At 63.6% G+C, this 25,438-nt stretch carries 23 protein-coding genes; 6 read left to right on the top strand and 17 right to left on the bottom strand.

Annotated features, from left to right (window positions below):
• Window positions 1-18: 18 nt before the first annotated feature.
• Both ACTQ1Z_RS00780 and ACTQ1Z_RS00775 read right to left on the bottom strand, forming a co-directional pair.
• Window positions 19-1,506, bottom strand: coding sequence for a citrate synthase (locus ACTQ1Z_RS00780; protein WP_441857966.1), 1,488 nt, complete (start codon window positions 1,504-1,506; stop codon window positions 19-21).
• 9 nt (window positions 1,507-1,515) lie between these two features.
• On the bottom strand, window positions 1,516-1,815 hold the full coding sequence (locus ACTQ1Z_RS00775) for an ACT domain-containing protein (RefSeq protein ID WP_320678732.1): 300 nt from the start codon (window positions 1,813-1,815) through the stop codon (window positions 1,516-1,518).
• 207 nt (window positions 1,816-2,022) lie between these two features.
• On the opposite strand from ACTQ1Z_RS00775, the gene ACTQ1Z_RS00770 reads away from it, so the two are divergent.
• Both ACTQ1Z_RS00770 and ACTQ1Z_RS00765 read left to right on the top strand, forming a co-directional pair.
• Complete coding sequence (locus tag ACTQ1Z_RS00770; RefSeq protein ID WP_441857964.1) at window positions 2,023-2,742, top strand: DUF3793 family protein; 720 nt, start codon at window positions 2,023-2,025, stop codon at window positions 2,740-2,742.
• Between the two features lie 62 nt (window positions 2,743-2,804).
• Window positions 2,805-3,224, top strand: a complete 420-nt coding sequence (locus ACTQ1Z_RS00765; protein WP_441857962.1) for a flavodoxin — start codon at window positions 2,805-2,807, stop codon at window positions 3,222-3,224.
• A 15-nt stretch (window positions 3,225-3,239) separates the two neighbouring features.
• On the opposite strand, the gene ACTQ1Z_RS00760 is transcribed toward ACTQ1Z_RS00765, so the two are convergent.
• The 8 genes from ACTQ1Z_RS00760 to ACTQ1Z_RS00725 form a co-directional block, all read right to left on the bottom strand.
• Window positions 3,240-3,803 carry a transcription repressor NadR gene (locus tag ACTQ1Z_RS00760; protein WP_441857960.1) on the bottom strand — a complete coding sequence of 188 codons (564 nt, stop codon included), beginning with the start codon at window positions 3,801-3,803 and terminating at the stop codon, window positions 3,240-3,242.
• Window positions 3,787-4,656 carry a carboxylating nicotinate-nucleotide diphosphorylase gene (gene nadC, locus ACTQ1Z_RS00755; protein WP_320678738.1) on the bottom strand — a complete coding sequence of 290 codons (870 nt, stop codon included), beginning with the start codon at window positions 4,654-4,656 and terminating at the stop codon, window positions 3,787-3,789. The genes ACTQ1Z_RS00760 and nadC overlap by 17 nt, the downstream gene beginning before the upstream one ends.
• Window positions 4,657-4,659: 3 nt before the next feature.
• Window positions 4,660-6,063, bottom strand: a complete 1,404-nt coding sequence (locus ACTQ1Z_RS00750; RefSeq protein ID WP_441857958.1) for an L-aspartate oxidase — start codon at window positions 6,061-6,063, stop codon at window positions 4,660-4,662.
• A gap of 72 nt (window positions 6,064-6,135) precedes the next feature.
• Window positions 6,136-7,170: a quinolinate synthase NadA gene (gene nadA, locus ACTQ1Z_RS00745; protein WP_441857956.1), complete on the bottom strand. Its 1,035-nt coding sequence runs from the start codon at window positions 7,168-7,170 to the stop codon at window positions 6,136-6,138.
• A gap of 149 nt (window positions 7,171-7,319) precedes the next feature.
• On the bottom strand, window positions 7,320-7,790 hold the full coding sequence (locus ACTQ1Z_RS00740; protein WP_441857954.1) for a PTS sugar transporter subunit IIA: 471 nt from the start codon (window positions 7,788-7,790) through the stop codon (window positions 7,320-7,322).
• 112 nt (window positions 7,791-7,902) lie between these two features.
• Window positions 7,903-8,412 (bottom strand): hypothetical protein, encoded by a 510-nt coding sequence (locus ACTQ1Z_RS00735; protein WP_441857952.1) that lies wholly within the window; start codon window positions 8,410-8,412, stop codon window positions 7,903-7,905.
• A 9-nt stretch (window positions 8,413-8,421) separates the two neighbouring features.
• A complete protein-coding gene (locus tag ACTQ1Z_RS00730) occupies window positions 8,422-9,852 on the bottom strand; it encodes a PTS galactitol transporter subunit IIC (RefSeq protein ID WP_441857950.1) in 1,431 nt (476 codons plus the stop codon).
• A gap of 172 nt (window positions 9,853-10,024) precedes the next feature.
• Window positions 10,025-10,309, bottom strand: coding sequence for a PTS sugar transporter subunit IIB (locus ACTQ1Z_RS00725; RefSeq protein WP_441857948.1), 285 nt, complete (start codon window positions 10,307-10,309; stop codon window positions 10,025-10,027).
• Between the two features lie 369 nt (window positions 10,310-10,678).
• Between ACTQ1Z_RS00725 and ACTQ1Z_RS00720 the strand changes: the two genes are divergently transcribed.
• Window positions 10,679-11,686, top strand: a complete 1,008-nt coding sequence (locus ACTQ1Z_RS00720) for a LacI family DNA-binding transcriptional regulator (RefSeq protein ID WP_441857946.1) — start codon at window positions 10,679-10,681, stop codon at window positions 11,684-11,686.
• A 47-nt stretch (window positions 11,687-11,733) separates the two neighbouring features.
• Here ACTQ1Z_RS00720 and trmB read toward each other — a convergent pair whose 3' ends face one another.
• The 3 genes from trmB to ACTQ1Z_RS00705 form a co-directional block, all read right to left on the bottom strand.
• Window positions 11,734-12,573, bottom strand: a complete 840-nt coding sequence (gene trmB, locus ACTQ1Z_RS00715) for a tRNA (guanine(46)-N(7))-methyltransferase TrmB (RefSeq protein ID WP_320678749.1) — start codon at window positions 12,571-12,573, stop codon at window positions 11,734-11,736.
• Between the two features lie 265 nt (window positions 12,574-12,838).
• Window positions 12,839-15,349 (bottom strand): phosphoketolase, encoded by a 2,511-nt coding sequence (locus ACTQ1Z_RS00710; RefSeq protein ID WP_441857942.1) that lies wholly within the window; start codon window positions 15,347-15,349, stop codon window positions 12,839-12,841.
• Window positions 15,350-15,737: 388 nt separating this feature from the next.
• Complete coding sequence (locus ACTQ1Z_RS00705) at window positions 15,738-16,757, bottom strand: LacI family DNA-binding transcriptional regulator (RefSeq protein ID WP_441857939.1); 1,020 nt, start codon at window positions 16,755-16,757, stop codon at window positions 15,738-15,740.
• A 283-nt stretch (window positions 16,758-17,040) separates the two neighbouring features.
• Here ACTQ1Z_RS00705 and ACTQ1Z_RS00700 point away from each other — a divergent pair, with 283 nt between their 5' ends.
• Window positions 17,041-17,487, top strand: coding sequence for a hypothetical protein (locus ACTQ1Z_RS00700; protein ID WP_441857936.1), 447 nt, complete (start codon window positions 17,041-17,043; stop codon window positions 17,485-17,487).
• A gap of 115 nt (window positions 17,488-17,602) precedes the next feature.
• Here ACTQ1Z_RS00700 and ACTQ1Z_RS00695 read toward each other — a convergent pair whose 3' ends face one another.
• Window positions 17,603-18,253, bottom strand: coding sequence for a double zinc ribbon domain-containing protein (locus tag ACTQ1Z_RS00695; protein WP_441857934.1), 651 nt, complete (start codon window positions 18,251-18,253; stop codon window positions 17,603-17,605).
• A gap of 208 nt (window positions 18,254-18,461) precedes the next feature.
• Here ACTQ1Z_RS00695 and ACTQ1Z_RS00690 point away from each other — a divergent pair, with 208 nt between their 5' ends.
• Window positions 18,462-19,589 (top strand): zinc ribbon domain-containing protein, encoded by a 1,128-nt coding sequence (locus ACTQ1Z_RS00690; protein WP_441857931.1) that lies wholly within the window; start codon window positions 18,462-18,464, stop codon window positions 19,587-19,589.
• Between the two features lie 113 nt (window positions 19,590-19,702).
• On the opposite strand, the gene ACTQ1Z_RS00685 is transcribed toward ACTQ1Z_RS00690, so the two are convergent.
• Window positions 19,703-20,470: a mechanosensitive ion channel family protein gene (locus ACTQ1Z_RS00685; protein WP_441857928.1), complete on the bottom strand. Its 768-nt coding sequence runs from the start codon at window positions 20,468-20,470 to the stop codon at window positions 19,703-19,705.
• 2 nt (window positions 20,471-20,472) lie between these two features.
• Window positions 20,473-23,307 carry an ATP-dependent helicase gene (locus ACTQ1Z_RS00680; RefSeq protein ID WP_441857925.1) on the bottom strand — a complete coding sequence of 945 codons (2,835 nt, stop codon included), beginning with the start codon at window positions 23,305-23,307 and terminating at the stop codon, window positions 20,473-20,475.
• 195 nt (window positions 23,308-23,502) lie between these two features.
• On the opposite strand from ACTQ1Z_RS00680, the gene ACTQ1Z_RS00675 reads away from it, so the two are divergent.
• Window positions 23,503-24,513, top strand: a complete 1,011-nt coding sequence (locus ACTQ1Z_RS00675; protein WP_320678762.1) for a C-terminal binding protein — start codon at window positions 23,503-23,505, stop codon at window positions 24,511-24,513.
• Window positions 24,514-24,785: 272 nt separating this feature from the next.
• Here ACTQ1Z_RS00675 and ACTQ1Z_RS00670 read toward each other — a convergent pair whose 3' ends face one another.
• Window positions 24,786-25,364: a zinc ribbon domain-containing protein gene (locus tag ACTQ1Z_RS00670; RefSeq protein ID WP_320678764.1), complete on the bottom strand. Its 579-nt coding sequence runs from the start codon at window positions 25,362-25,364 to the stop codon at window positions 24,786-24,788.
• Window positions 25,365-25,438: the final 74 nt, after the last annotated feature.

Here is a 25,438-nt window from a genome sequence, read left to right as displayed (position 1 = left end):
CGTTATATGTGGGGATCCCTACTCCCCGCGCTCCTCGATGGGCACATAGTCCTTGCGGCCAACGACGGAGTTGTACGCCGGGCGGATGATGCGGCCGCAGCCGTAGAGCTCCTCCATGCGATGAGCAGTCCAGCCGGCAAGACGCGCCATGGCGAAGATGGGCGTGTAGAGATCAGCCGGCACGCCCAGCATCGAGTAGACAAAGCCCGTGTACAGGTCGATGTTGGCGCAAATGGGCTTGTTCGTCCCACGCACGCCATGGATGACCTCGGGAGTCAGACGCTCGATACCCTCGATGAGGGCGAGCTTGTCCTCGCAGCCCTTTGTGGCAGCAAGATTGCGCGCATAGCGCCTCACGAGGCGGGCACGCGGATCGCTCTTGGTATAGACCGCGTGACCCATGCCATAGATGAGCCCCGTCTGATCGAACGCCTGCTTCGTCGCGAGCTTCTCGAGATAGCTCGCAAGCTCGTCGTCATCATCCCAGCGCTCTACGTGGGCAGCCACGTCCTCGATCATGGCACCCACCTTGGAGTTGGCGCCACCGTGCTTGGGACCCTTAAGCGAGCCCATGGCAGCGGCGTAGGACGAGTAGGCATCCGTGCCCGAGCTCGAAAGTACGCGACAGGTGAACGTCGAGTTGTTGCCGCCACCGTGCTCCGCATGGAGCATGAGCATGACGTCGAGCATCATGGCTTCCTCGCGCGTGAAGCCATCGGCGCCACGCAGAACGTCCAGGACCGTCTCCGCCATGGAATAGCCCTCGCGGACGGGGGGAACGAGCAGCTTCTCGCCGGCGCGCGCGGAGACGGAAGCCTCGTGGGCGATAGCCGCGATGCGCGGCAGGCGCGCGAGAAGCGACAGGGCCACATCGACCTCATGCTGGTGCCCCGTGTCGTCAGGACACTCGTCGAAGGCGTAGAGCAGCAGCGTCGAACGCGCGAGCACGTTCATGACGGAGCTCGACTCCGTCGTGCGCGGGAACAGGCTCAGATAGCCGGTGGGCAGCTCGCGACGGGAATCGATGCGAGCGTTGAAGTCCGCAAGCTCGCCCGCGCTAGGCAGGCGACCGGAGATGAGCAGGTACGCTATCTCCTCGTAGCCGAAGCGACCGGCACCATGCGTCTGCGAGACGAGGTCTTCGAGGTGGTAGCCGCGAATGATGAGGTCGCCCTCGTCAGGAACGACCTTGCCATCGACCTTGTTGTAGCCGTGAACGTCCGAGATGGTCGTGAGACCCACGAGCACACCCGAGCCGTCGGCGTTGCGCAGGCCGCGCTTGACGTCGTACTCGCGGAACATCTCCTCCGGCAGCTTGTCGACCTTGGCATAGCCCTCGTAGAGACCCTCGCTCTCCACGGGACGGCCGAGCGCAGCCTCGTCCGAAGGCATGGGAGTGATATCCGTGGCGCTCAGGAGTGCCGAGGTGTCGTTCGTCGACAGGATGCGACGCGCGACTCGCTCGCGAGCGCTACGAGGCGTTAGGTGCGATGAGAAAATCGCCATGACACTTCCTTACAGGCGATACATGAACTTGAAGACATCCTCGCGCTGAATCGTGATCTGCACGCCAAGCTGCTTGGCAAGCTCATCGAGACCGACATGGATTTCCGCGAAGTCGGCATCACCTAGGTCGACGAGGGTCGTCATCGTAAACAGACCCTGGAGGATCGTCTGGGAGATGTCGAGGATGTTGACGTTACGCTCTGCGAGCAGACCTGCGACTGCGGCAACGATGCCGGACCGGTCTGCGCCAAGAACGGAGACGATGGCGCGGTTGGACGTGGTGTTAGCGTTCGTGATCTCGTCACTCATGGTGTCCCTCACATTCTGGTGGCCGATGTAGCTCGCAATTGTAACGCAGCCGGGTTTCCAGCTCGTGACGAGGTGGCGTTCTCGAAGGCAGCGCGCGCCCGGCACTCGGTTCCCAGCCGCGCGGCGCTCGTTAGTTGACCTTGTCTAACTTTACGGCTACTCTTTGCACTATAGTTAACCGTGGCTGACTATCTTGAGGGAGCGGGCATGACGCTGGATGGAAATGGATTCGAGCGCGCCATCGTCAAGCATTGCTCACCCACGCTAGTGGGCATCAAGCCCGCATGTCTGTTTAACGTGCCCGGCGACTTCGCGCAACACGAGAAACGACAATCAACCGGCGAGCAGGATCACTCGCGGCAGGCGCCCGGCGCGCGGGGCGCATCGGGCCAGTCAACCGGCAAGCAGGACCCATCACGGCTGCGCAACGCCCGGCTCGACGCACTCGTCGCGCGCGCAAATCGCCAGCTTGCAGGCACGAGCGTTCACGTGCGCGTACTCGCTCGCAGGAGCTGCGGCGCGCTCGTGCTCGTATACCGGCCACAGCTTCTCGCGCGCGAGCTCTCCGCACCACGCGCCGCCGCGACGATGTTCTCGTGGGGCTATGAGACGACAGGCTCCGGCTGGCTCGAAGCGGCAATCGCACATCTGGGTCGCAAGCTCGAGAACCGTCAGCGGTGCAGTGCCAACGGAGGATTCCCCCACGAGGTGGGGCTCTTCCTCGGCTATCCCTATGACGACGTCATGGCCTTCATCGAGCATGAGGGCCGCGACTACCTGTGTTACGGCTGCTGGAAGGTCTACTCCGACCAGGAGAGCGCCGAGGCGTGCTTCGCGAGATATAAGCGCTGCACAAAAGATTGTGAGGCGATGCTTGGTCGCGGGGCAACGCTCGCGGAGCTGACGAGCGTGACCGTCGCGGCATAGGCCTCCAGCCACATCGACGAACCCAAACCCGACAGGCGGGTTGGCATACGAAAGGACAAACCATGAGCAAGATCGCAGTCGTCTTCTGGAGCGGTACAGGCAACACCGAGACCATGGTGGGCGCCGTCGCGGAAGGAGCGCGCGGCGCTGGCGCCGAGGTCGAGGAGATTCAGGCGGCGGACTTCTCCGCAGATGCCCTGGCAGGTTTTGACGCCGTCGCATTCGGTTGCCCGGCCATGGGCGACGAATCCCTCGAGGAGGACGAATTCGAGCCCATGTTCGAGGGCGTCGAAGACGAGCTCTCCGACAAGAAGGTCGGCCTGTTTGGCAGCTACGACTGGGGCACCGGCGACTGGATGGACGCCTGGCGCGAGCGCACCGAGGGAGACGGCGCCGAAGTCGTCGACACCGTCATCGCCAACCTCGAGCCTGACGACGAGGCCCTCGAGGCCTGCCGCGCCCTTGGCGGCGCGCTCGCGTAGGCGAAAGCCTCTCTCCTACTGCAAATCGTCCTCATAGGGCAGGACCTGTGCGAGATAGCCTTTCTCGCGCAGGGCCTGCTCTATTTCATCGAGCTGCGCCTCGGTCTCCGCGGCAATGCGGTGGAAGTGGTAGCCGCTCGTCACCGTCATCAACGGAAAGCTCTTCCCCGTGCGAATGCTCTCGAGGTAGCGCTCGACGTCGCGACGATTCCTGACGTCGAGGTCCGCCGCGATCTTGCCGTAGACGCGATGGTTGACCATGACGTTCAGCACGGCGCCGCCCAGGTCGACGATCGTCGTGAGCTCGTCCTCCAGGTCATCGAGGCCATGGTGGACCTTGAGAAGGCGCGTGGGCACTTGCGAGGTCCCCTTGCCCTCCTGCAGCACGTAGCCGCGGCTCGTGGCCACGATGTCGTGTCCGTCCGCCCTGAGAAGCGCGATGTCCTGGACGACAACCTGTCGGCTCACGCCAACGGCCTTCGCGAGCGCGCTGCCAGAAACCGGCTGGGTCGCGGCAGCAAGCTCAGAGATGATGGCGGCCCTGCGTTCGGTGCCGCCCACGTTAGCAGTCCTCGCCATCGTCCAGCATCCTCAGGTGCTTGAGGGACAGGTCGAGGATTGGCGCGGAGTGCGTGAGGGCGCCGGAGCTGATGAAGTCAACGCCGAGGTCAGCGAGGGCGCGGATGTTCTCGGCGTCCACGTTACCGGAGGCCTCGGTCTTGGCGCGTCCGCCGATGAGGGCGATTGCCTCGGCCATGTCGTCGTGAGCCATGTTGTCGAGCATGATGATGTCCGCTCCGGCCTCGACGGCCTCGCGAACCATCTCGAGGTTCTCGCACTCAACCTCAACGGTGCAGGTAAAGGACGCGTGGGCGCGCGCGGCCTCGATGGCCTGCGTGACGCCGCCAGCCGCGTCGATGTGGTTATCCTTGAGCATGACGGCGGTCGAAAGGTTATAGCGGTGGTTGCGGCCACCGCCAATCTCCACCGCGGCCTTCTCGAACACGCGCAGACCGGGCGTGGTCTTACGCGTGTCAACGAGAACGGTGTTCGTACCCTCGAGCGCTGTGGCCATGCGACGCGTATACGTCGCGATGCCGCTCATACGCTGCAGGAAGTTGAGCGCGACGCGCTCGCCGGCAAGCAGCACGCGAGCGTCACCGTAGACCGTGGCGAGGTGCTGGCCCGCAGACACGACGTCGCCGTCCGTGACCGTCGCCTCGACGCGGGTGGCAGGGTCGAGAAGGGCAAACGCGCGGGCAAACACGTCCAGGCCGGCGATTACACCCTCAGCCTTTGCGATGAGCTGCACCTCCGCGGCGCGAGGCTCTGGGCACACGGAGGCAGTGCTCACGTCCTCGAACGTGATGTCCTCCCTGAGTGCCTGGAGGATGATGTCGTCTCCCACGAGCTTCATGGCGATAGGATCCATCGTCTACGCCTCCTTCTCGGGCATAATCGAGTCAAAGTCGACGGGAGCAGCGCCAAAGTCAGCGGTGTCCTCCGTCGTCGCACCGTCCGCGGCGCAGAGGGCATCAATCGCAAGCGTGCCGTCGCCATTGACGCGGTGCAGGCCGTCAAGCGCCGGCGACCCCGCGAGCTCGACAGGCAGGCTCTCGCCCGTAAGCATCTTATGCGCGGCGCGGCGCGCGAAGACGAGCGACTCAAGCAGGCTGTTGCTCGCGAGGCGGTTGTGGCCGTGAACGCCGTTGCAACTGGTCTCACCAGCGGCGAAGAGGCGGGGCATAGTCGTCGCGGAGTCGCGGTCAACCCACACGCCACCCATGAAGTAGTGCTGCGTGGGCACAACGGGAATCGGCTCGCAGAGGATGTCGCGGCCGTCCTCGAGGCAGCGCTCGCGAATGTTGACGAAATGGCCCGTGATGACCTCGGACTCAACCGGGGCAAAGCTCAGCCACTCGTGCTCCATGCCATCCTTCTTCATCTGGGCGCGGATGGCAGCGGCCACGACGTCGCGCGGCTGGAGCTCGTCAGTGAAGCGACGGCAGTCGCGGTTGAGCAGCACGGCACCCTCGCCACGGCAGCTCTCGGAGATGAGGAAGGTGCGGCCAGGCTGGGGCGAGAAGAGGCCCGTGGGGTGGATCTGCACGTAATCGAGGTGCTCGCACCTAATACCGTGTTCTATGGCGACGTAGCAGGCATCACCCGTGAGCTGCGGGTAGTTGGTCGAGTGCTCATAGACGCCGCCGATGCCGCCGGTTGCCCAGAGCGTATTGGACGCTCGGATCTCGAACTTCTCGCGGCTACTCGAGAGCTCGTCGGCGGGAGCGAGGGAGCTCTCCTCGTCCACCGGGCGCGCAATGATGCCAGCGCAGGCTCCGTCGCGCTCGATGATGTCGACCATCGCGACATGCTCGAGGATTCTCACGTTGGGAAGGCGACGCACCGCGGCGAGAAGCTTCGTCGTGATCTCCTTGCCCGTGATGTCCGCGTGATAGGCGATGCGCGGGCGGCTGTGCGCGCCCTCGCGCGTGAAGCCGAGGCTGCCATCTTCCTCGCGCTCGAAGTCGACGCCAAGGGCGACGAGGTCGTTGATGACGGAGCGGCTCGAGCGGATCATGACGTCAACGCTCTCGCGGCGGTTCTCCCAGTGACCCGCGGTCATCGTGTCGCGGAAGAAGGCCTCGTAGTCCTCCCCCTCCGGCAGCACGCAGATGCCGCCCTGGGCAAGCATCGAGTCGCACTCGTCAACCTTGCTCTTGGAGAGCATCACGACGTCAAGCGTCTGCGGCAGGTTGAGCGCGGCATAAAGTCCCGCCACGCCACACCCGCAGATCACTACGTCGCAGCTCATGTCCTCATACTTCTTGGAAGCCATCAAGTCCTCCCGGCGATCCAAAAGTTGACAAAGGGACAGTCCCTTTGTCAACTTTTCCTTTGTAGCGTTCGCTTACTTCGCGGCGTACTCGAGCATGCGGTCGAGCGTGAGCTTGGCCTGAGCTGCGGCTTCTTCCGAAAGGCCAATCTCGACCTCGCCGGAACCAGAGGCAAGGCAGGCGACAAGCTTGCGAAGGCTGATCATGTCCATGTTGATGCAGGTGGGACGTGTTTTCGGGAAGTAGAACTTCTTGCCAGTCCCCTGCGTGCGACGCTCGAGCTCGAACAGGACGCCGGCAACCGTCACGATGATGAACTCGGAAGCCTCACTCTTCTCGGCATAGGTGATGATGCCGGCCGTGGAGCCGATATAGTCTGCCTCCGCCAGCACCTCCGCCTTGCACTCGGGATGCGCAAGCACGAGCGCGCCAGGGTGAGCAGCAACCGCTTCTTCGATCTGCTCCACGGTGATGACGTGGTGACGCGGGCAATAGCCCTTGTTGAGAAGGACGTTCTTCTCGGGAACCTGCTCTGCCACATAGTGGCCCAGGTTCTGATCCGGGATGAACAGGATGTTGTGCTGGGGCAGCTTGGAGACGATATCCACGGCGTTGGAGGAGGTCACGCAGACGTCGCTCCAGCTCTTGATCTCCATGGTCGAGTTCACATAGCACACGACGGCGAGGTCATCGCCATATTGCTCGCGCGCGGCATCCACCGTCTCGCGCTTAACCATGTGCGCCATGGGACAATCCGCCGCAGGCTCGGGAAGGAGGACGTGCTTGTCCGGGTTGAGGAGCTTCGCGCTCTCGCCCATGAACTCGACGCCCGCGAGCACAATCGTACTCTGCGGCAGCGACTTCGCGAGCTTCGCCAGATAGAACGAGTCACCCACATAGTCCGCCTCTGCCTGGACCTCGGGAGCCACATAGTAGTGCGCGAGGATTACAGCGTCTCGCTCCTCCTTGAGACGTTCAATCGCCGAGGAAAGCTCCGCGGGGATGAGTGCGGCTCGCTCGGCCGCCGTAGTGCACGAACCCACGCCATCTGCCACAAGCTGGGCCAGGTCCTCGGCATTTGCGCCGCTAGATGCATTGATGCTGGCCAATTTGGCCCCTCTCTTCTGAGAATACTGGGGGCCAGTATGGCACGTGTCATGTCAGCTGACAAGACACCTGTAAAAACAGTGTGACAAGCAAGTACGGGGTCGAACTGTCACTGACAGATCGACCCCGTCCCCAAGTGTCACCGGTTAGGTTAAGCCAGGTACTTGCCGAACGCAGCAACCATGCCCTCGGGCGTGGTCTGAAACAGGACGTCAGCCGACTTGGCCTCGTCCATGAAGATGCCCATGAGCTTCTGGAGCATCTCCACCTGCCCGCCGTCGCGCTTGATGCCAAGGTTGATGACGAGCTTTGCCTCGACCTCATCACCCATGCCGCCCATCGGCTGGAACTTGATGGGGCTCTTGGGCTTCACGATGGCGATGTAGGGCCTCTCCAGGTTCACCGGGTCCGTGTGCGGTATGGCAATCTGCGTCGTGGGGCAGGCAAGGCCCGTGGGGTAGTTCTTCTCGCGCTCGCCAATGGCGGCACGCCACGTGTCCTTGAGGTGGCCCAGCGGCTTGAGACGGTCCTCGAGGCCGTCAAATAGCTCCTGGGCGTCATTTGCCTCGAGGTCAAAGAACACGAGCTCGGGATGGAGCAGCTCTACGTCAGCTTGAGACATGTTTGTTCCCTTCTCGCAACGGCGCGGCAGGCTCTCGCCCGACACGCGTCTAATAAGAAGGCGCGGCAGCCGCTTGGGCGCCGCGCCTGAAAGGCCCCTGCCTCCCCGAGGCCTAGTCCGTAGCAGCCAGGCTTTCGGCGAGGGAGAGGAGATAGTCGTACACGGGCTCGGCCTTGTTCCCGTCCGCGTCGTACATGTCGCCGCAGACGAAGAAGTAGCGCCCACGCACCGGCGACGAGTCGTTCACGCGGGCGTAGATGCGCAGGACCTCCGGCGTGGGGTTCACACGAAGACGCGTGATGGAGCCAGCCGGGTACTCGTCCACGTGTCCGAACGACTCGAGGCGCAGCGACTCGCCATCGAACGTCACGACGCGGGGATACGAATGGGCCACGAACGCGTTCATGAGCGAGTACGCGCACACGACCATGACAAGGAGCATGAGCGGCGGCAGCACGCCGGCAATGAACAGGATGACGGACAACGGCAACCCTGCGCAGGACACGTAGGTGGGAAACAGCACGTCGATGAGATAGCGGCGCCGGTCATACGTATAGGTGACCGCCCCCTCCGCAAGCGCACTTCCCCCGGCAGCCACGCCGCCCAGCTCCTTCTCGGTCATGCGAATCGCCTACGCCTGGGCAGAGGCGCCAGCGTGGAGCTCGGCGGCCTCCTTGACGATGCGCTTGTGGTTCCAGACGACCATGAGGACCGCGACGACGGCCGTCACGACGAGGCCGACAATCGGGTTGATCGTGGACAGCAGCACGAAGATGCCGGAGAGCGGCGAGCCGCCGTCGGAGAGCACGGTGACGAGGCTGGAGCCAGCAACGCCGGTGGCGCCCACGGCGGAGCTGATGTCGAAGCCGGCCTGGGCGGCGCTCTGCGTGATGAGCGGGGCGAGAGCGGTGGAGATCAGCAGGGCCATGATGACGGAGATAAGGCCGATAACCAGGCCGCGGAAGCCGTTGCCCTTGGAGACGGGCACGGCCACGGCGAGCATGTAGGTGCCGGCAGTGAGGTCAACGAACGGCAGCGTCTGGTTGCCGAAGGGCTGCAGCACAACGGCGAACAGCACCATAAGCGGGATGCAGATGAGGGCCAGCGACAGCGTGACGGGGTGGCCGACGGCGATGGCGGAGTCGAGGCCGATGTACATCTGGCCGCGGTTCTTCACCTTGTTCTGGATGAAGTTGGAGGCAGCCTCTGAGATGGGCAGCAGACCCTCCATGAGCAGGGAGGCCATACGCGGGATGAGCACGAGCACGGCACCGAGCGTGACGCCGCAGGTGAGGATGCTCGTGATGGAGCCGGCGATGTCGGAGCCGTCGAAGTAGGCGATGGCGCCGATGATGAGGCCAATGACAGTACCGATGAACAGCGGCTCGCCAAAGATGCCGAACTTCTTCTGCATGGGCTCGACGTCAATGTCGATGTCACGCACGCCCGGGATGTGGTCGATGACCCAGTTGAGGATCCAGGCAACCGGGGCGTAGGCAAGCGAGAAGCCCTGCGAGATGGAGACGCCCGGCATGTTCAGGGCCTCCTGGCAGTCCTTGGCCGTGGCGTCGGCCAGAACGAGCAGGATGGTCTCGTCGATGATGGCGGCGGCGAAGCCAAACGTGATGTTGCCCGTGGTGTTGGCGACGAGCGAGCCCACGAAGGCGTAGTGCCAGTAGTTCCAAATGTCCACGTTCACGGTCTGGGTGAGGTTCGCGAGCACCAGGATCAGGTTGACGATGAGCGCCAGCGGGATGATGACGAGGCCAACCGTGGTGCCCAGGGCAATTGCAGCGCCGGCGGGCCAGCCCACGTCGATCGTGGAGAGCTGCAGGCCAAAGCGGTGAATCATCTCCTGGACGGCAGGTCCGATGGAGGTGCCGAACAGCTGGTTGATGACGAGGTTCAGGCCGATGAAGCCAACACCGACCATGAGGCCGGCCTTCAGGCTCTTGCCAAACCCAGCGCCCAGGCAGCAACCGATGATCGTAATGATGATCGGCATCATGACTGAGACGCCAAGGCCCTGCAGGAACGTGAAGAACGAGATAATCGCGTCCATGTAATACCTTCCTTACTTTCTCTTGCAAAAAACAAACCAGGGCACCCCGTGCCCCCATGGAGCTTTGGGCACGGGAGCGTCCCGCTGTGGGCAGAAGGGGATGGGCCCACAGTGCGGCGGGCGTAGGCTCCCGTCGTTCAAGCGACCGGCGATGTCGCCGGAACGCCGGTCACTACTTCTTGAGCACGTCGAGGATCTGCTGCTCAGCCGCAGCCTTGCCGATCGTGGTGAGGAACGGCACGCCGCTCACGTAAGGGAAGGAGATGCCGGCGGGCGCAGCCGTGGTGGCAACGAGCAGGTCGGCATCGGCGCACTGGGAGGGAGCCTCGCCGATGGCGCACTTCGTGATGGTGTACTGGCCGCTCAGGCCGTTGTTGTCGAGCAGGTCCTTGACCTTGGCCTCGACGGCCGTGGACGTGGCGATGCCCGAGCCGCAGGCGACGACGATCTTCTTCATGGATGGCTTCCTTTCTTGTCAGCCTTGTGCGGTTGCCCCGCTCACAGCCCCGCCCCCGGGGCGCGCGGCATGTCTCTCCCCGCTTGTCGCCGCCATGTAAACGGATTAAACATTTAAATACAGGTTGTTTTATCCTAAATGGTCTATATTTTGCAGTGAACGGTGGCTACCTGCTCTTTTGCACGTTATCAAGTTCCGAATTTGTTCACTGCTAAGATGCAGGTAATTAAGCTGTGGAGACGCAAACGCTCAATAAAGCCCTGGAAGGGAGCCATATACTTGTTGCAAGTAAACAAACACGACGCTTGCGTTAACCAGTCGACGGCTACGGGCTCGACTTTGGCCATGATGCGCAGGATTGGGAGAAAGATGGGCAGAGTCAGCATCAGGGACATAGCCGCGGCCACTGGATACTCCCCCGCCACCGTCTCGAACGTCCTGAACAAGAAGGGCAACGTGGGCGCCAAGGCGTCGAGCATCATCCTCGACGCTGTGCAGCGCATGGGCTACCACCGCGCAAACCAGCTTGAGCGCGTCATCTTCGCCGTCGCACGCGTCACGGGGCGCATCGTTGACGAGAGCCCCTTCCACCCCGGCGTCTACGCGGGGATAGAGCGCGGCGCCAAGGCGCTCTCGCTCAAGGCGTCCATGACTACGCTCGACCTCACGAACCCCTCCACGCGCAAGGACGCCGTGGCAGAGCTCGCGCAGAATGCCAACGCCGGCGTCATCCTGCTCGCCACGGAGATGACCAGCGATGACGAGTACGCCCTGTTCGAGGACTTCGACCTGCCGCTCGTCGTTCTTGACGGTTGGAGCGACAAGCTCGCCCTGGACTGCGTCACGATTGCCAACGAGCCCGCGGCCTACCGCGCCACGACCCTTCTTGCCGAGAAGGGCCACGAGCGCATCGGCTACGTGGGCTCCCGCATACGAATCAAGAACTTCCCTCAGCGTGAGCGGGGCTTCCGCCACGTGCTCGAGGATATGTGCCTGCCCTTTGACGAGAAGAACCGCATTCTCGTGGACCCCTCCCCCGAGCAGGGCTATCTCGAGCTATGCGCCTGGCTCGACGACAATCCCCCACTGCCCACGGCCTTCTTCTGCGACAACGACCTCGTGGCCGCGGCCCTCATCCGCGCGCTCAACGCGCACGGAATCCGCGTGCCAGACGACGTCTCCGTGATGGGTTTTGACGACGAGCAGCTCTGCCAGGTGATCCAGCCAACGCTTTCAAGCGTGCACGTGCCACGTCACAAGATGGGCGAGATGGCCGTGCGTCGCCTGTTCGAGCAGACGACGGACATTCGCCTTGCCCCCTGCATCACAATGCTGCACACCACGATAGCCCAGCGCCAGAGCATCAAGCGCATCTAGGGACCAAGGGGGACGGGTTCGCCTGGTCCCACTCCGGCGCCATCGCGTTAGAGCGTGATGCCGTCGGCCCAGTCACCGTTCTTCTTGGCGGCGCGGTTGCGCAGGTTGGTCACCGTGGCTTCCATGCCATGCGGCGCGTATCCGTCATAGGCAGAGAGGTCCTCGGCAATATAGGCGGCAAGGCTCATCTCAGCCGTCTGTACGGGATTCTCCGGCTCGGGCCCCGGCACGGCGATGTACGAGCACACGCGAGCGCCCTTGGCGCCCAGCTTCACCTCGTACTCGCTCGTGGGATCGTCGGGACGATCGGCACGGGCGTCAAGGCTACTCCACACGGTCTCATAACCGGCGATAGGCAGCTGCGTGAGCGCGAAATCAAACAGCGGCTGACTATCGGTACGCAGGCGCACCTCTCCCCCATCGCGCAGAACGCGGCGGTAGTCCATGAGGCGCTCGAAGTTCACGAGCCGCTTGTGCGACTCCTTCTTCCGCGGGAACGGCGTAGGGAAGTTGAGGTAGATGCACGAAAGCTCGCCAGGCGCGAACATCTCCGTGATGCGCATGCCCGTACCCGGGATGAAAAGCACGTTGGAAAGGCCGCTCTCGCAACCCGCCTGCGCCGCGTGGGCGATACAAATTGGCTCCGCATCCATGCCGAGGAACAGGACGTTCGGCTCGCGACGCGCCATCTCCACGGTGAAGGAGCCTCGGCCACAGCCCAGGTCGAGACGGACCTCCTTGAACGCGGGGCCATCCACGGGAGCGCAGTCACGCGCCCAACGCCCTGCCCACCCATACGGGTTGGTCTCGATGACGGCGGAATAGCGCTCGAGGCGCTCCTCAAGCACGAAGTTCTTGGGCAGGCGAATGTGCAGTCCGTGCGGCATGGGTTCCCAAATCTCGCGAAGTCCGGGCGCCGGCCGCATCCGGCCGCGCAATCAAACGCAGCCTATTATCGGGGCAAAGCTGGAAGGCGGAGCGTTCTACTCCAAAAGTGCAGCGTTCCTAGACAAAAAGACCGGCCCGAAGCTCCCCCCAGAGCTTCGGGCCGGTGTAGTGTGCTCGGGCGGATGAGGCGGCCTCACCTCGCCCGAGCCGTGAAAACACTTGTCAGACAGCCAGCCGACGGGCTAGCCAACTGATGCGGACGACCTACTCGTTGTCGCCGGCGGTCATCTGGGTAGCGGAGAGCTCACCCTCGGTAGCGGCGGCAGCGTCCGGCCAGACCCAGCTGGTGAACTCGGGCACGTCGTAGCCCTCGTCCACGGCGAACTGGAAGGCGTCCTGACGGAACTTCTCCCACTCGGCGATCTTGTCGGCGTACTTCTCGGCGTCGATAATGCGGAGAGCGTCGGCAGCGAGAGCCCAGCGATCCATGTTGTTCAGACGCAGCATGTCGAACGGCGTGGTCGTGGAGCCCTTCTCCTCGTAGCCGTGGACGTGCCAAGCGTCGTGGCCCGGACGATCCCAGACGAGACGACGGATGGTACCGGCGTAGGCGTGGAAGGCGAAGAGGACGGGCTTCTCGCCGTTGCCGAAGAGCTCGGCGAACTCCTCGTCGGAGATGGCGAGGTCGTTCTCGGAAGCGTTCTGGATCTTCAGGAGGTCAACGACGTTGACGAACTTGGCCTTGACACCCTCGCCCTTGAGCATGTCGAGGGCAGCGAGGGCCTCGAGGGCCGGCACGTCACCGCAGGTGCCGAGGACGATGTCGGCGTCAGCGAGGGACTCAGCGGAGCTGGCCCACTTCCACTCGGCGACACCCTTCTCGAGCTCGGCCTTGGCCTCGTCGACCGTCAGGAAGGTCGGGGCGGGCTGCTTGCCGCAGAAGATGGCGTTCACGCAGTTCGTGGACTGGTAGCAACGCTCGGCGACGGCGAGGGCCATGTTGGCGTCGCAGGGGTAGTAGGCGTTGACGACGTGGGTGTCGTTGGCCTTGTTGAGGAGTAGGTCGACGAAGCCCGGGTCCTGGTGAGAGAAGCCGTTGTGGTCCTGACGCCAGACGTGGCTGGAGAGCAGGATGTTGAGGCCGGCGATGGGCTTGCGCCAAGGAATCTCACGGACGGTGGCCTCGAGCCACTTGCAGTGCTGGTTCACCATGGAGTCGACAACGTGGATGAAGGACTCGTAGGAGCTCCAGACGCCGTGACGGCCGGTGAGGACGTAAGCCTCGAGGAAGCCCTCGCACTGGTGCTCGGAGAGCTGCTCGACGACCTTGCCCTGCGGGGCGAGGAGCTCGTCGTTGTCAGCGTCGGCATAGAAGCCGCCCTCCCACTGCTTAACGGTGTACTTGTAGGCGTCCTGGAGACGGTTGGAAGCGGTCTCGTCCGGGCCAAAGATGCGGAAGTTCTCCATGTTGTTGGCGAGGACGTCAGCGGTGTAGGCACCGAAGACGCGGGCGGCCTCGGTGGAGCCCCAGCCGTGGCCCTTCTCGGCAACCGGAACCTCGTGGGCGTGGATGTCGGGGAGGACGAGGTCCTCACGGACAAGGCCGCCGTTGGCGTTCGGGTTGGCACCGATGCGGAGGTCACCCTCGGGCATGAAGGCGGTCACCTCGGGACGGATGGCGCCCTTCTCGTCGAAGAGCTCCTCCGGCTTGTAGGACTTGAGCCAGCCGCGGAGCACGCGGAAGTGCTCGTGGGTGTCCTTGGCGGAAGCCAGCGGCACCTGGTGGGCACGCCAAGAGCCCTCGGTCTTCTTGCCGTCGATGTGCTTCGGGCAGGTCCAGCCCTTCGGGGTGCGGAAGACGATCATCGGGTAGACCGGACGGGTCTCGTCGCCAGCCTCGGCAGCAGCCTTGATGTCGCAGATCTGGTTGAAGACCTCCTCGAGCAGGGCAGCGAAGCGAGCGTGGATGGAGATGTGGGACTCGTTGTCGAAGCCGGCAACGAAGAAGTGCGGATCATAGCCCATGCCCTCGAAGAACTCGGTGAGCTCCTCGTCAGAGATGCGGGAGAGGATCGTCGGGTTGGCGATCTTGTAGCCGTTGAGGTGCAGGATCGGGAGGACGATGCCGTCGGTCTTGGGGTTCACGAGCTTGTTGGACTGCCAAGAGGTGGCAAGCGGGCCGGTCTCGGACTCACCGTCGCCGACGACGGCGACAGCGAGGAGGCTCGGGTTGTCCATGATGGCGCCGTAAGCGTGGGACAGGGTGTAGCCCAGCTCGCCGCCCTCGTGGATGGAGCCCGGGGTCTCAGGAGCGTAGTGAGAGGGAATGCCACCGGGGTAAGAGAACTGACGGAAGAACTTCTGGAGGCCAGCCTCGTCGTTGGTGATGTCCGGACGGATGTCGAAGTAGGTGCCGTCAAGCAGGGACTGAGCGGTGCCGGCAGGTCCACCGTGACCGGGGCCCATGAGGAAGACGGTATTCTGCTTGTGGTCGGCGATGAGGCGGTTCACGTGACCGAACAGGAAGTTCACGCCCGGCGTGGTTCCCCAGTGGCCAACGAGACGGTGCTTGACGTCGGGACGACCGAAGTCACGGGTCTCGCCGGTCTTCTCGTCAACCCAGTCCTTGCGCATAAGCGGGTTGGAACGGAGGTAGATCTGGCCGACGGACAGGTAGTTCGCAGCGCGCCAGTACTTCTCGATGCCCTCGAGCTCCTGCTCGGGAACCGGAGCGTCGAGCTTCTGCCAGGGGGTGCCGATGACGGGATGTGCCATTGTGCCTCTCCTCTTCCTGCGCGGTGGTAGACCGCGCTCGACTTTGCCCCTTTCGGGGCGCTGTGGCGCTTCTTTGCCTTCGCGTGGGCGTGGGTATCCGTCCGGCTTGGCTTGAAACGCCTCTTTGACTAACCGGTACGGAGTATATGAGGGTAAATCGTTTTACTTGGAGAGGAATTTGAATTGTTTACAAGCGGCCTAACCGTTTAACTCCGCGAACGGTAGTGTTATACCTGCGAACGGTAGTGTTATACCTGCGAACGGTAGTGCCTTAGTTACAGAATTAACTGTTTTGTGGGCCCAGCTTGCACGGGGCTGACGCGAGGCTTATGAGGTCACCACGACGTCACCACATATGGATAGCTAGAGCCTGCGTCGCCGTCCTTTACTAGAGCCTGCGAACACTGTCCTTTAGGACGAGCTTTGGGTTGAGGACGACCTCATCCGGGCCGCCCAGCTCGCCCGTCTCAGACTCCTCGATGCGCCGGAAGAGGAGTTCGAGCGCGGCGCCGGAGAGCTCCGGTACGTTCTGCTCGATCGAGGTGAGCTCCGGCTCGAACAACACGTCTGCCGCAGAGTTGTCATAGCTCACGACCGAGTAATCGCGCGGCACACGCAGATCAAAGCTGTAGAGGCGCTTGAGTAGCCCAAGGGCGATGTTGTCCGAGCTCGCAAAAACCGCCGTGGCATCCGTCTTCACAAGGCGGCCCGCCACCTCATAGGCGCTGGAGATGTAGTAATCACTGCTGAGTACGTAGTCTCGGCGCACCCGGATGCCCGCCTCCCCCAGCGCGCGGGAATAGCCGTCAAAGCGCTCGCGGCCAGTGTTGGAGTTTGGATTCACGATGCAGGCGATCTTCTCGTGACCTTGGTCAAGCAGATGGCGCGTCGCCAAATAGCCACCCAGTTCGTTGTTGAAGCGAACTTTGTCGCAGAACAGCCCCTCGATGAAGCGGTCGACCATGACGAAGGGTGTGGGAAGGTGCGAGAGGTCCGCGAGGAGGTGCTCGTCGGTGGCGAACTCGTCCGAGACGACGATGAGGAGGCCGTCGACGCCGCGGTTCACGAGCAGGCGAACGAGCTTGGCATCGTTTTCCGGGCTGTCGTCGGAATTCGTGATGATTAGGGCATAACCTCTTTCGCGACACCTGAGCTCGATGTTCTTTGCAAGCGACGCGAAGAAGCGGCTCTCGATGTTGGGAATGATGAGGCCGATGGTATTCGTATGCTGCATGACGAGGCTTCGGGCGATCTGATTGGGGATGTAGCCCTTGCGCCGCGCCGTCTCGAGGATGCGCTGGCGGCTCGCCTCGCTGATTTTGCACGGGCGATTGTTCAGGACGAGCGACACGGACGTGACAGAGAGCCCCACCTCTCTGGCGATGTCCTTTAGCGTCACCTTAGCCATAGCGCCTCCTCCCGCTCCCGCAGTATGCTCACGAGGATACCGCAGGAAACGCGCCCGGGTAATCACACTTCCACTGCATTGGGCGCATGCTCGGCCAGGCGCTCCCAGCAGCTTGCTGACGCGCGGCCCAGCACCCCTTGGCCGTCATCCCCAGGCGTAAGGGTGGGTGCAGTCCCACCACCACGCCGCCCCGCCCCGTAACGACGCTTTGTCACGGACGTAACCATGAGGCAACCTTGCCCGCTTAGGCTTATGACATACGTTCGATCTGAGCGGAGACATCATGCGCACCATTCTCTATGTTGGCTCGTCAACCGACCTCTCCTATGAGCACGACCTGCTCGAGGAGTGGGGCAAGCGCGGCGTGGCGATCGCCCAAGTCTCCGCGCTCAACGCCGACGACGTCGATGCCACGGCCGAGCCGGTGCCGGACCCGCTTCAGGACGTGGATGTCGTCGTGCTCGAATCTGGCGAGATGAACAGCGACCTTCTCGAGTCTCACCCCAGCCTCTCCGCCGTGGTCATCCTTGACGACAAGGCGAAGGTCGACGTCGAAGCCGCCACTCGTGCCGAGATCTGGGTCACCCACGCCGCCAATCGAGCGCTCCTCTCTCGCCTGCCCTTCGTGAACAGTCAGGCGCCGTCGCGCTCCGCCCGCAGGCATGCGCTCCAGGACGCGCTCGCGAGCATTGCCGGCGAGCGCCCGAGCGGACGCGTGAACGAGCTGTAGCCGGGAGCCATTTGGAGCGCAGACGCGCTTGAGCCAAACGAAACGACGCCCGTCTCCCTTCGGAGGCGGGCGTCGATGCATTAGCAATTACAGAAAGATGCCGGGGAGCTCGAAGCTACTCCTCCGTGGCCTCGGGCGCGGGGTCTTTCGTCTCGACGGGAGCAGAGAAGACCGGCTCGGGGATTGGGGCGGCAGAGACCGAATCGGGAGTCGGCATGGGAGCGGGTGCCGGCGCAGGCGCGGGAGCGCCAAGCTTGCAGCCGCAGGACATGCAGAAGGCGTCGCCAGGATTGACCGGGGCACCGCACTGCGGGCACGCGGCCCCAGCAGCCTGCGGCTGAGGAGCGGGAGCGGCAGCGGCCTGCTGCTGAGCAAGAGCAGCCTGAATCTCCGCCATGGGCTTGCCGCAGCCCATGCAGAACAGATCGGTGGCGCCCACGCGAGAGTGGCAGAACGGACAGACGTAGTAAGAGGCGGCAGCCTCGGCAGCGGCAGCCTCCGCCTCGATCTGGTCGATCTGAGCCTGGAGCTGGGCACGCTCCGCGTCGCACGCGGCAATGCCGTCAAAGAGCGCCTCACGACCAGCGCGCAGCTCGGGGTTATCCTTCGTCGCCTCATAGAGGCTGGCACCGAGCTGGGCGGCATAGCCCTGGCGACGCTTAAGCGCCTCATTCATCTGGTTCTTAAACTTAAGAGTTGAGGTGGCACGGCTAGCGGCTGCCGTGGCGCTGTTGACCGAGCTCTGAAGGCTATCGAGAAAACCCATGCCAATAATCCTTCCAACAGGCTCCCAACTGGAGCAACGACGCACCCATGATAGCGCTCTTATGTGAGACAGAAATGCCGCGCGACGCCGAATCTCGAGTCCCTCCCGCATCTCGGCGAATAGCGTGTTCACAAGGCCTTCATATCTCTTAAACTGTGCTTATGGGGATTGAATCGCCTCGACGACCAGGCCAACCTAAGGAGGACATATGTTTTGCACCAATTGCGGAGCCCAAGTCCCTGATGGCTCCAAGTTCTGCACCCACTGCGGCAGCCCGATTGCCGCGGCTCCGGCACCTGCTCCCGCGCCCGTGCCTCCTGCACCCGCGCCCGAGCCGGTTGTGCCGCCCGTTCCCACGCCCGTGGACGAGGCCCCTCAGGCCGCTCCCGAGCCGGCACCCATGCCCGAGCCGGTTGCGACTCCCGCTCCCGAGCCGGCCGCAGTGCCCGTTCCCACGCCCGTGAACGAGGTCCCTCAGGCCGCTCCCATACCGACCCCCGTGCCCACCGCCGCGCCGGTTCCGCCGGCTCCCGCCCCCACCGCCGCACCGGTTCCGCCAGCGCCGGTTCCGCCGGCGCCGGTTCCGCCGGCGCCCCAGGCCAATTACGACTCTCCGGTTCCTCCCGCGCCGCAGGTCAACTACGCCGCCCCGACGCCCGGCGCAGGTGCTGTCCCGCCCGCGAAGAAGAGCAAGACCCCGCTGATCATCGGCATCGCGGCCGTCGTTCTCGTCGCCGTCATCGCGCTCGTCGTCGTGCCCATGTTTGGCAAGGGCGGCTCCTGGTCTGAGCTCGATCTTTCCGGCAACGGCTACAACCACGAGTTCTGCATCGAGATGGACGAGGACGAAAACACCATCACCGTCATTGACCAGGACGAGAAGGTCACTGGCACCATCGACTCCACCGAGACCGACGGCGACAACGTGATCTACACCCTGAAGGACATCAGCTGGGGCGACTGGGGCACCTCCCTCTTCAGCAGCTGCGAGCAGAAGACCTGCAAGGTCGTCGCTCCCAAGGGTGCCACGGCCTCCAAGCCCTGGGGCAAGTGGATGATGATCGTGACCGCTTATGACGCGAGCGATCCCACCTATCCCTACTATGTGCGCAGCTCCATGTTCGAGATCGACGAGGATGGCACGGGCACCTACGAGTTCGCATACTTCTGGGGCACAACTTCCAGCGAGGCCAACACCGCCAATCCGCTCTCCTCGAACTACGACGTGGACGACGCCGACGGCGGCTTCAGCCACTCCCTCACCTGGGAAGGCTCGAAGGGCGACTTCGACATCGAGTCTGACAACGGCACCGACTTCACCCTTTCCGTCGAGTAACCGTTCTCCAGACCACCGCTTCTGGTACAAGGGGCTCCCGTCCACCAGCTGGACGGGAGCCCCTCTTTCATGCGTAGGCCTTGTGACGCATCGACACCGCGGGAAGCAGACCTCTATGCGGCGCGCGCAATCCAATCGCAAGCGGAGATGCGACTCATCAGGGCATCCTCGCCCAGCGTAGGAGCCACACCATCTGCCAAGTAAAGACCAATCACGCATTGGATTCCATACGCATCCGAGCCCACGAAGCGCGCATATGTCTCGCAATCGGCACGGAGGAGATCGCCCATCTCAGATACCGCGCTGAGGATGTCCGCACGCACGGTGTCGAGGTCTGATCCGTGCGCAACCACAATGCTCATCTCGCATAGCGAGCCCGACGTCGCCGCTCTGCGCGTGAGCGCGGTCTTGTTGAGGACGGAATTGGGGATCACCTGCTCGTTTCCCAAGCGGTCACGGACGGTGGTGCTGCGCCAGTTGACGTCAACCACCTCGCCCTTAAAACCCGAGACCTCGACGAAGTCGCCGGGCTGAACCACCTTGCCAGCCATAAGGCCGAGGCCGCCGATGACATTAGAGACCGTGTCCTGCATGCCGAACGAAATGACGAGGGAGGTCACGCCCAGGGCGGTCACGAAGGCCGTGGGCGCGATGCCAAACACGGGCTGCAGCACCGAGAGCAGAGCAAATGCCCACACGAGAGCACGGGCGAGATTCACGAAGATGGAGGCGCTCGGCACGTTCGTGTGCTCGAGCGCACGACGCAGCGCGCGTGTTACCACGTGCGAAAGCCCGGCAGCCACCAATACGGCGACACCGAGCGTCACCACGCGAGTGATAAGACCTGGCATCGACATGCCGAGGAACGTGACCTCTTCCATAGCTATCCCTCGATCTTGACGATGGGCGCGAAGCCCTTCATAAGCTTCTTGATCTTGCCCGTTCGTGTGAACTTAACCTCGACGACATCACCCGAGGCCGAGAGGACCACGCCGGGACCGAAGGTCTTGTGCGAGACCTTGTCGCCCTTGGCAAAGCCCTCGGACGCCTTGGCCGCATCGCGCTTGATGCCACCAGACGGGTTCTGGGCAAACGGATCCTCCGCAGGGGCCGCCGCACGACCAGAACCGAACACGCGACCAGATCCAGCGGCGTCAAAGCCACCGGAGCCGAAGGTGCGTGGACCAGAACCTCGTCCGCCCAGAGTGGAGAGGGGCAGACCAGAGCCGGATGAGATGCCAGAGGCGCTGCGGCCACCAAAGCCCTCGCTCGCGGAGCGGAAGCTCATGCCGCCCGCACGATTCTGCGCATTGCCGCCAGCGGAGCGCGTGGCGGAGCCGAACACCGCGCCGCCATAGGCCTCCGTGCCACTGCCATACGTGCCGCGGCGATCTCCGCGCTTCTCCCAGCCAACGCCCGAGAAGCCGTCCGAGCCGACACCCACGAGCTGGATGTCCTGCTCAGGAATCTCGCGGAGGAAACGGCTCGGCGGATTCGCTGTGGTGGAGCCATAGGTACGGCGCGTTGCGGCGTAGGTGAGGAAGAGCTGGCGCTCCGCGCGCGTGATGGCGACGTAGGCGAGGCGCCTCTCCTCCTCGACGCCAGACGGGTCGTCCTCGTGACCGGCGTGCGGGAAGATGCCCTCCTCCATGCCGGCGACGAACACGACGGGGAACTCCAGGCCCTTGGCGGAGTGGACCGTCATCATCGTCACCGCGCTGCTCGAACCCGCGAGGGCGTCGAGGTCGCTGCGTAGAGCGAGCCACTCCATGAAGGCGGGAAGCTTCTCGGCGGCAACTGTCACGCTGGGGTCAGTCGGCTGAGCGGCGGGGACGGCAGCAGGCATCTCTCCCGCGGCGTCGATCATGCCGGCCTCGCGCAGCTGCGCCAGGCTCTCAAGGGTCTCCGCTACGTCATCGTGGGTCTCGTCGAACTCCTGGGCAACGCCAAGGAACTCGCGGATGTTCTCGATACGGCCGTCCGCCTCAATGGTGTGCTCGGCCTCGAGCGCGGTGATGAGGCCGGCGTCATCAACGATGGACTCAATCACGCGCGCGAGTTCTCCGGACTTGTGGCGCGCAGCCTCGATCACGCCCGTGAACTGGGCAAGCGCTCCCCTGACCTTCGCCGTGAGGAGGCCCTCCTCCGCAACGCAAGCCTGGCAGGCAGCCAAAAACGGCATGCCGTTGACCAGGGCGTAGCTCTGGATCTTCGCCACGCTCGTCGAGCCAATGCCGCGGCGCGGCGTGTTGACCACGCGCAGGGCGCTCACGTCATCCGCGGGATTCACCACGAGCTTGAGATAGGCCGTGACGTCACGAATCTCCGCACGGTCGAAGAAGCGCGTGCCGCCCACGATCTTGTACGGGACACCGGCGCGGAGCAGCATGTCTTCGAGGATGCGGCTCTGGGCGTTGGTGCGATAGAAGACCGCCATGTCGTCGTAGCTCGTGCCCGCGGAGTGGATCTTCTCGATCTGGGCGCCGATCCAGCGGCCCTCGTCGCGCTCGTCACTCGCCTGGTAGGCCTGTACGAGCTCGCCGTCCCCACGCGAGGTGAAGAGGCGCTTCTCCTTGCGACGGCTGTTGTTGGCGACGACGGCGTTCGCGGCGTTGAGGATGTGGCCGGTCGAGCGGTAGTTCTCCTCCAGCTTCACGACCTTGGCATCCGGATAGTCCTTCTCGAAATCGAGGATGTTCTGGATGTCCGCGCCACGCCAGCTATAAATGGACTGGTCATCATCACCGACAACCATGAGGTTGCGTTGACTCGCGGCGAGCATGTTCGTGATCTCATACTGGACATGGTTGGTGTCCTGGTACTCGTCCACGCTAATCTGCACAAAGCGCTGCTGGTACTTGGCCAGGACATCCGGATGGTCACGAAGCAGCCTGTGGGCGTTTATGAGCAGATCATCAAAGTCCATAGCGTTCGCGCGTTCAAGGCGAGACTGCAGCTCGCGATAGACGCGAGCCGTCGCCTGAAGGGGTGGCGTGTTGGCAAGCCCCTCGAACTCATCAGGCAGAACGAGGGCGTTCTTGGCGCTAGAGATGCGAGAGCGAATGCCATTGAGCGGGAACTGCTTGGGCTCGATGTCGAGGTCGCCCATGATCTGCTTCACGAGGCGCTTCGAGTCATCGTCATCATAGATGGTGAAGTTGGAGGTGTAGCCCAGCTTATCCGCATCATCGCGGAGGATGCGGACGCACATGGCGTGGAAGGTGCACACCCACATGCCGCGCGTGCCGCCCGGCAGCAGAGCGTCGAGACGCTCGCGCATCTCCTTCGCTGCCTTGTTGGTGAACGTGATGGCGAGAATCTGCCAGGGGCGCACGCCCTCGTCCGCGATCATGTGGGCGATGCGGTAGGTGAGCACGCGTGTCTTGCCCGAGCCGGCACCAGCAAGCACGAGCAGCGGACCATGCGTGCACTCCGCGGCCTCGCGCTGGGCTGGATTGAGGCTCGCGAGGTCGATCGTCACCGCGGGCGGCGTCCAGCGTGGGCGCGCCGGGACCGGTGCGGAGGCGGGGGCCGGAGCGGGCGCCGAGACCGTCGTCGCAGCCACCGCCGGAGCCGCGGCGGGGATCGAGAAGAGTTGCTCGGTCACGGGCGCAACGGGCTTCGTGGCCGCGGGCTGCGCGCCGGCGACCTGCGCTCCCGTGACAAAGCTAGGCAACGTCAGGTCGCGGGCGCTTCTCTTGGCTGGTCCTTGCGTCATACGTAGTCTCCCTGGTCATGCGCGCGGAAACCCGATGGCGAGACCGGGGCGAAGACCCCAGCCGCGAAGCCAGAACGAACCGCGTCGCGAGATTAATCGTTCCTAGTCTAACCGCGACCGCGGACAGAAACTCAAAGCGCCTAGAATGGACAGATGCTGACTAATCCCGCATTTCTTTGCGACGAAAGGAACGCCATGCCCAGACATCGAGTCCTCTACTACGCCCTCCCCGAATACCTCGACTTTGGACACAAGGTCCTTTCCCAGAAGCCCTACGCCGGCGCCATCGACCTCGTCGATTGCGTTCACGCGCCCTACTGCTCCCCCACTGCCGAGGAGCTTGACGGCATGGAAGCTGTCATCGGCGAGTTCATGCCCGTCGACACCGAGTGCGCGGCGCGCATGGAGGCCGCCGGCGTGAAGCTCGTCGCGAGCATGTCCATCGGCACCAATCACATGGACCTCGCCGCCCTCCGCGAACGCGGCATCACGGTCACGAACTGCCCCGGTTACTGCGCCGAAGACGTGGCGACGCATGCCCTCGGCCTCACGCTCGACCTCTTCCGCAAGATCACGTTCCAGAACCGCTCCATGCTCGGGGGTGGCTGGGACCCCGTGGAGGGCTACCCCACCATGCGCGTCTCAGGAAAGACCCTGGGTCTCGTGTTCTTTGGACACATCGCTCAGGCGCTCGCTCCCATGGCCCGCGGTCTGGGCATGCGCGTCGTCGCATGGGCACCCACGAAGAGCGCCGAGACCCTCGCGGAGTTTGGCGTCGAAAAGGCCGAGACCCTCGACGACCTCCTCGCCCAGTCCGACGTCGTGAGCCTCCACTGCCCGCTCATCCCCGAGACGGAGGGGCTTATCGGCAAGCGCGAGCTCGCCCTCATGAAGCCGAGCGCGTATCTCATCAACACCGCCCGAGGTGAGGTCGTGGACGAAGACGCGCTCGTGGCGGCATTGGATGAGAGCATCGCCAGCGACGGAGAGAGCGGCATCACGGCAGCGGGGCTCGACACCCTCGCAGGCGAGAACGACGGCGCGGACAACCTCAACCGCCAGCTCATCGAACACCCACGCTGCGTGACAACGCCGCACTCGGCCTACCTCTCGCGCGAGAGCACGCTCACGCTCGCGAGCATGTCGCTCGATTCCTGTGCCGAGATTTTGATCGAGGGCCGCACGCCTACCAACGCCGTGAACTAGAACCCAGCGCAGACCCGCGCACTTTTTTCGTCACGGCCCCAAAACACGCGGTCCGCGCAAACCCGTTATTCGCACGCACCATGCTCCGAGCGCAAGCCGTGATGCCGTGCCGACCAGCCGTTGCGCTCCTACGGCCAACCACTCCACCCCTGCATCGCGGCGGGAAGAATTGCCAAGCCTTACGCGTGACTCAGTCAGGCTTCAAAACAAAGGCCGGCCCGGGACTTGTCACCCGGGCCGGCCTACTTAGAGCTACTTGCGAACAGCGTCTGTTACTTCTTCAGCATCGACAGGACTCCGCCAACGGCGATGGCGGCACCAGAGAGAACGAAGAGGTTAAAGGCGATCTCCATGGCAAAGAAGCCATAGCCCTGGTCATCGACCTGGCCCTTCCAGGCAAAGACGAAGCCAAGAAGGACCACGGCGACAACGATGCGAGCAATCGCGCCAGGCTTGCCCTTCATAAGAAGGGAGACAACAAGCGCGATGACCGGAATAACGAGGAACAGGATGTTTGCGAACTCGCCGTCCATGCTCATACCATAGACCGTAGCGCCGAAGGTCATCTGCATGGCACTCAACGTGGTGGTGGAGCCAAAGACGCTCAGCGAGATGATGGGCATGAAGAACGCCACGATGCCCACGAAGGCAGCGACGACGGACACAAGCATGCCGAGGTCGTTCGTCGCAAGGCCCGGAACGGCAATGCCGGGCTTGACGGGCTGGACGGGCGGAACATAGCCAGCCTGAGGAGCGGCGGCAGGGGCGGGAGCACCGCCGAGCTGAGCGCCACAGCTCGCGCAGAACCTAGACCCGTCAGGGAGCTGAGCTCCGCACTTAGGACAAAACATGGGACCCTCCTTGGTCATCGGAGTATTGGTCCCAGTATACACTCCGACAAATTGCCACCCGCGAACACGCGACC

The organism is Parolsenella sp. LCP21S3_E11, from assembly GCF_052118165.1.
Classification (GTDB): domain Bacteria; phylum Actinomycetota; class Coriobacteriia; order Coriobacteriales; family Atopobiaceae; genus Parolsenella.
The sequence above is the reverse complement of the archived record's forward strand: the minus strand, read 5'-3'. Positions and strand labels throughout refer to the sequence as shown.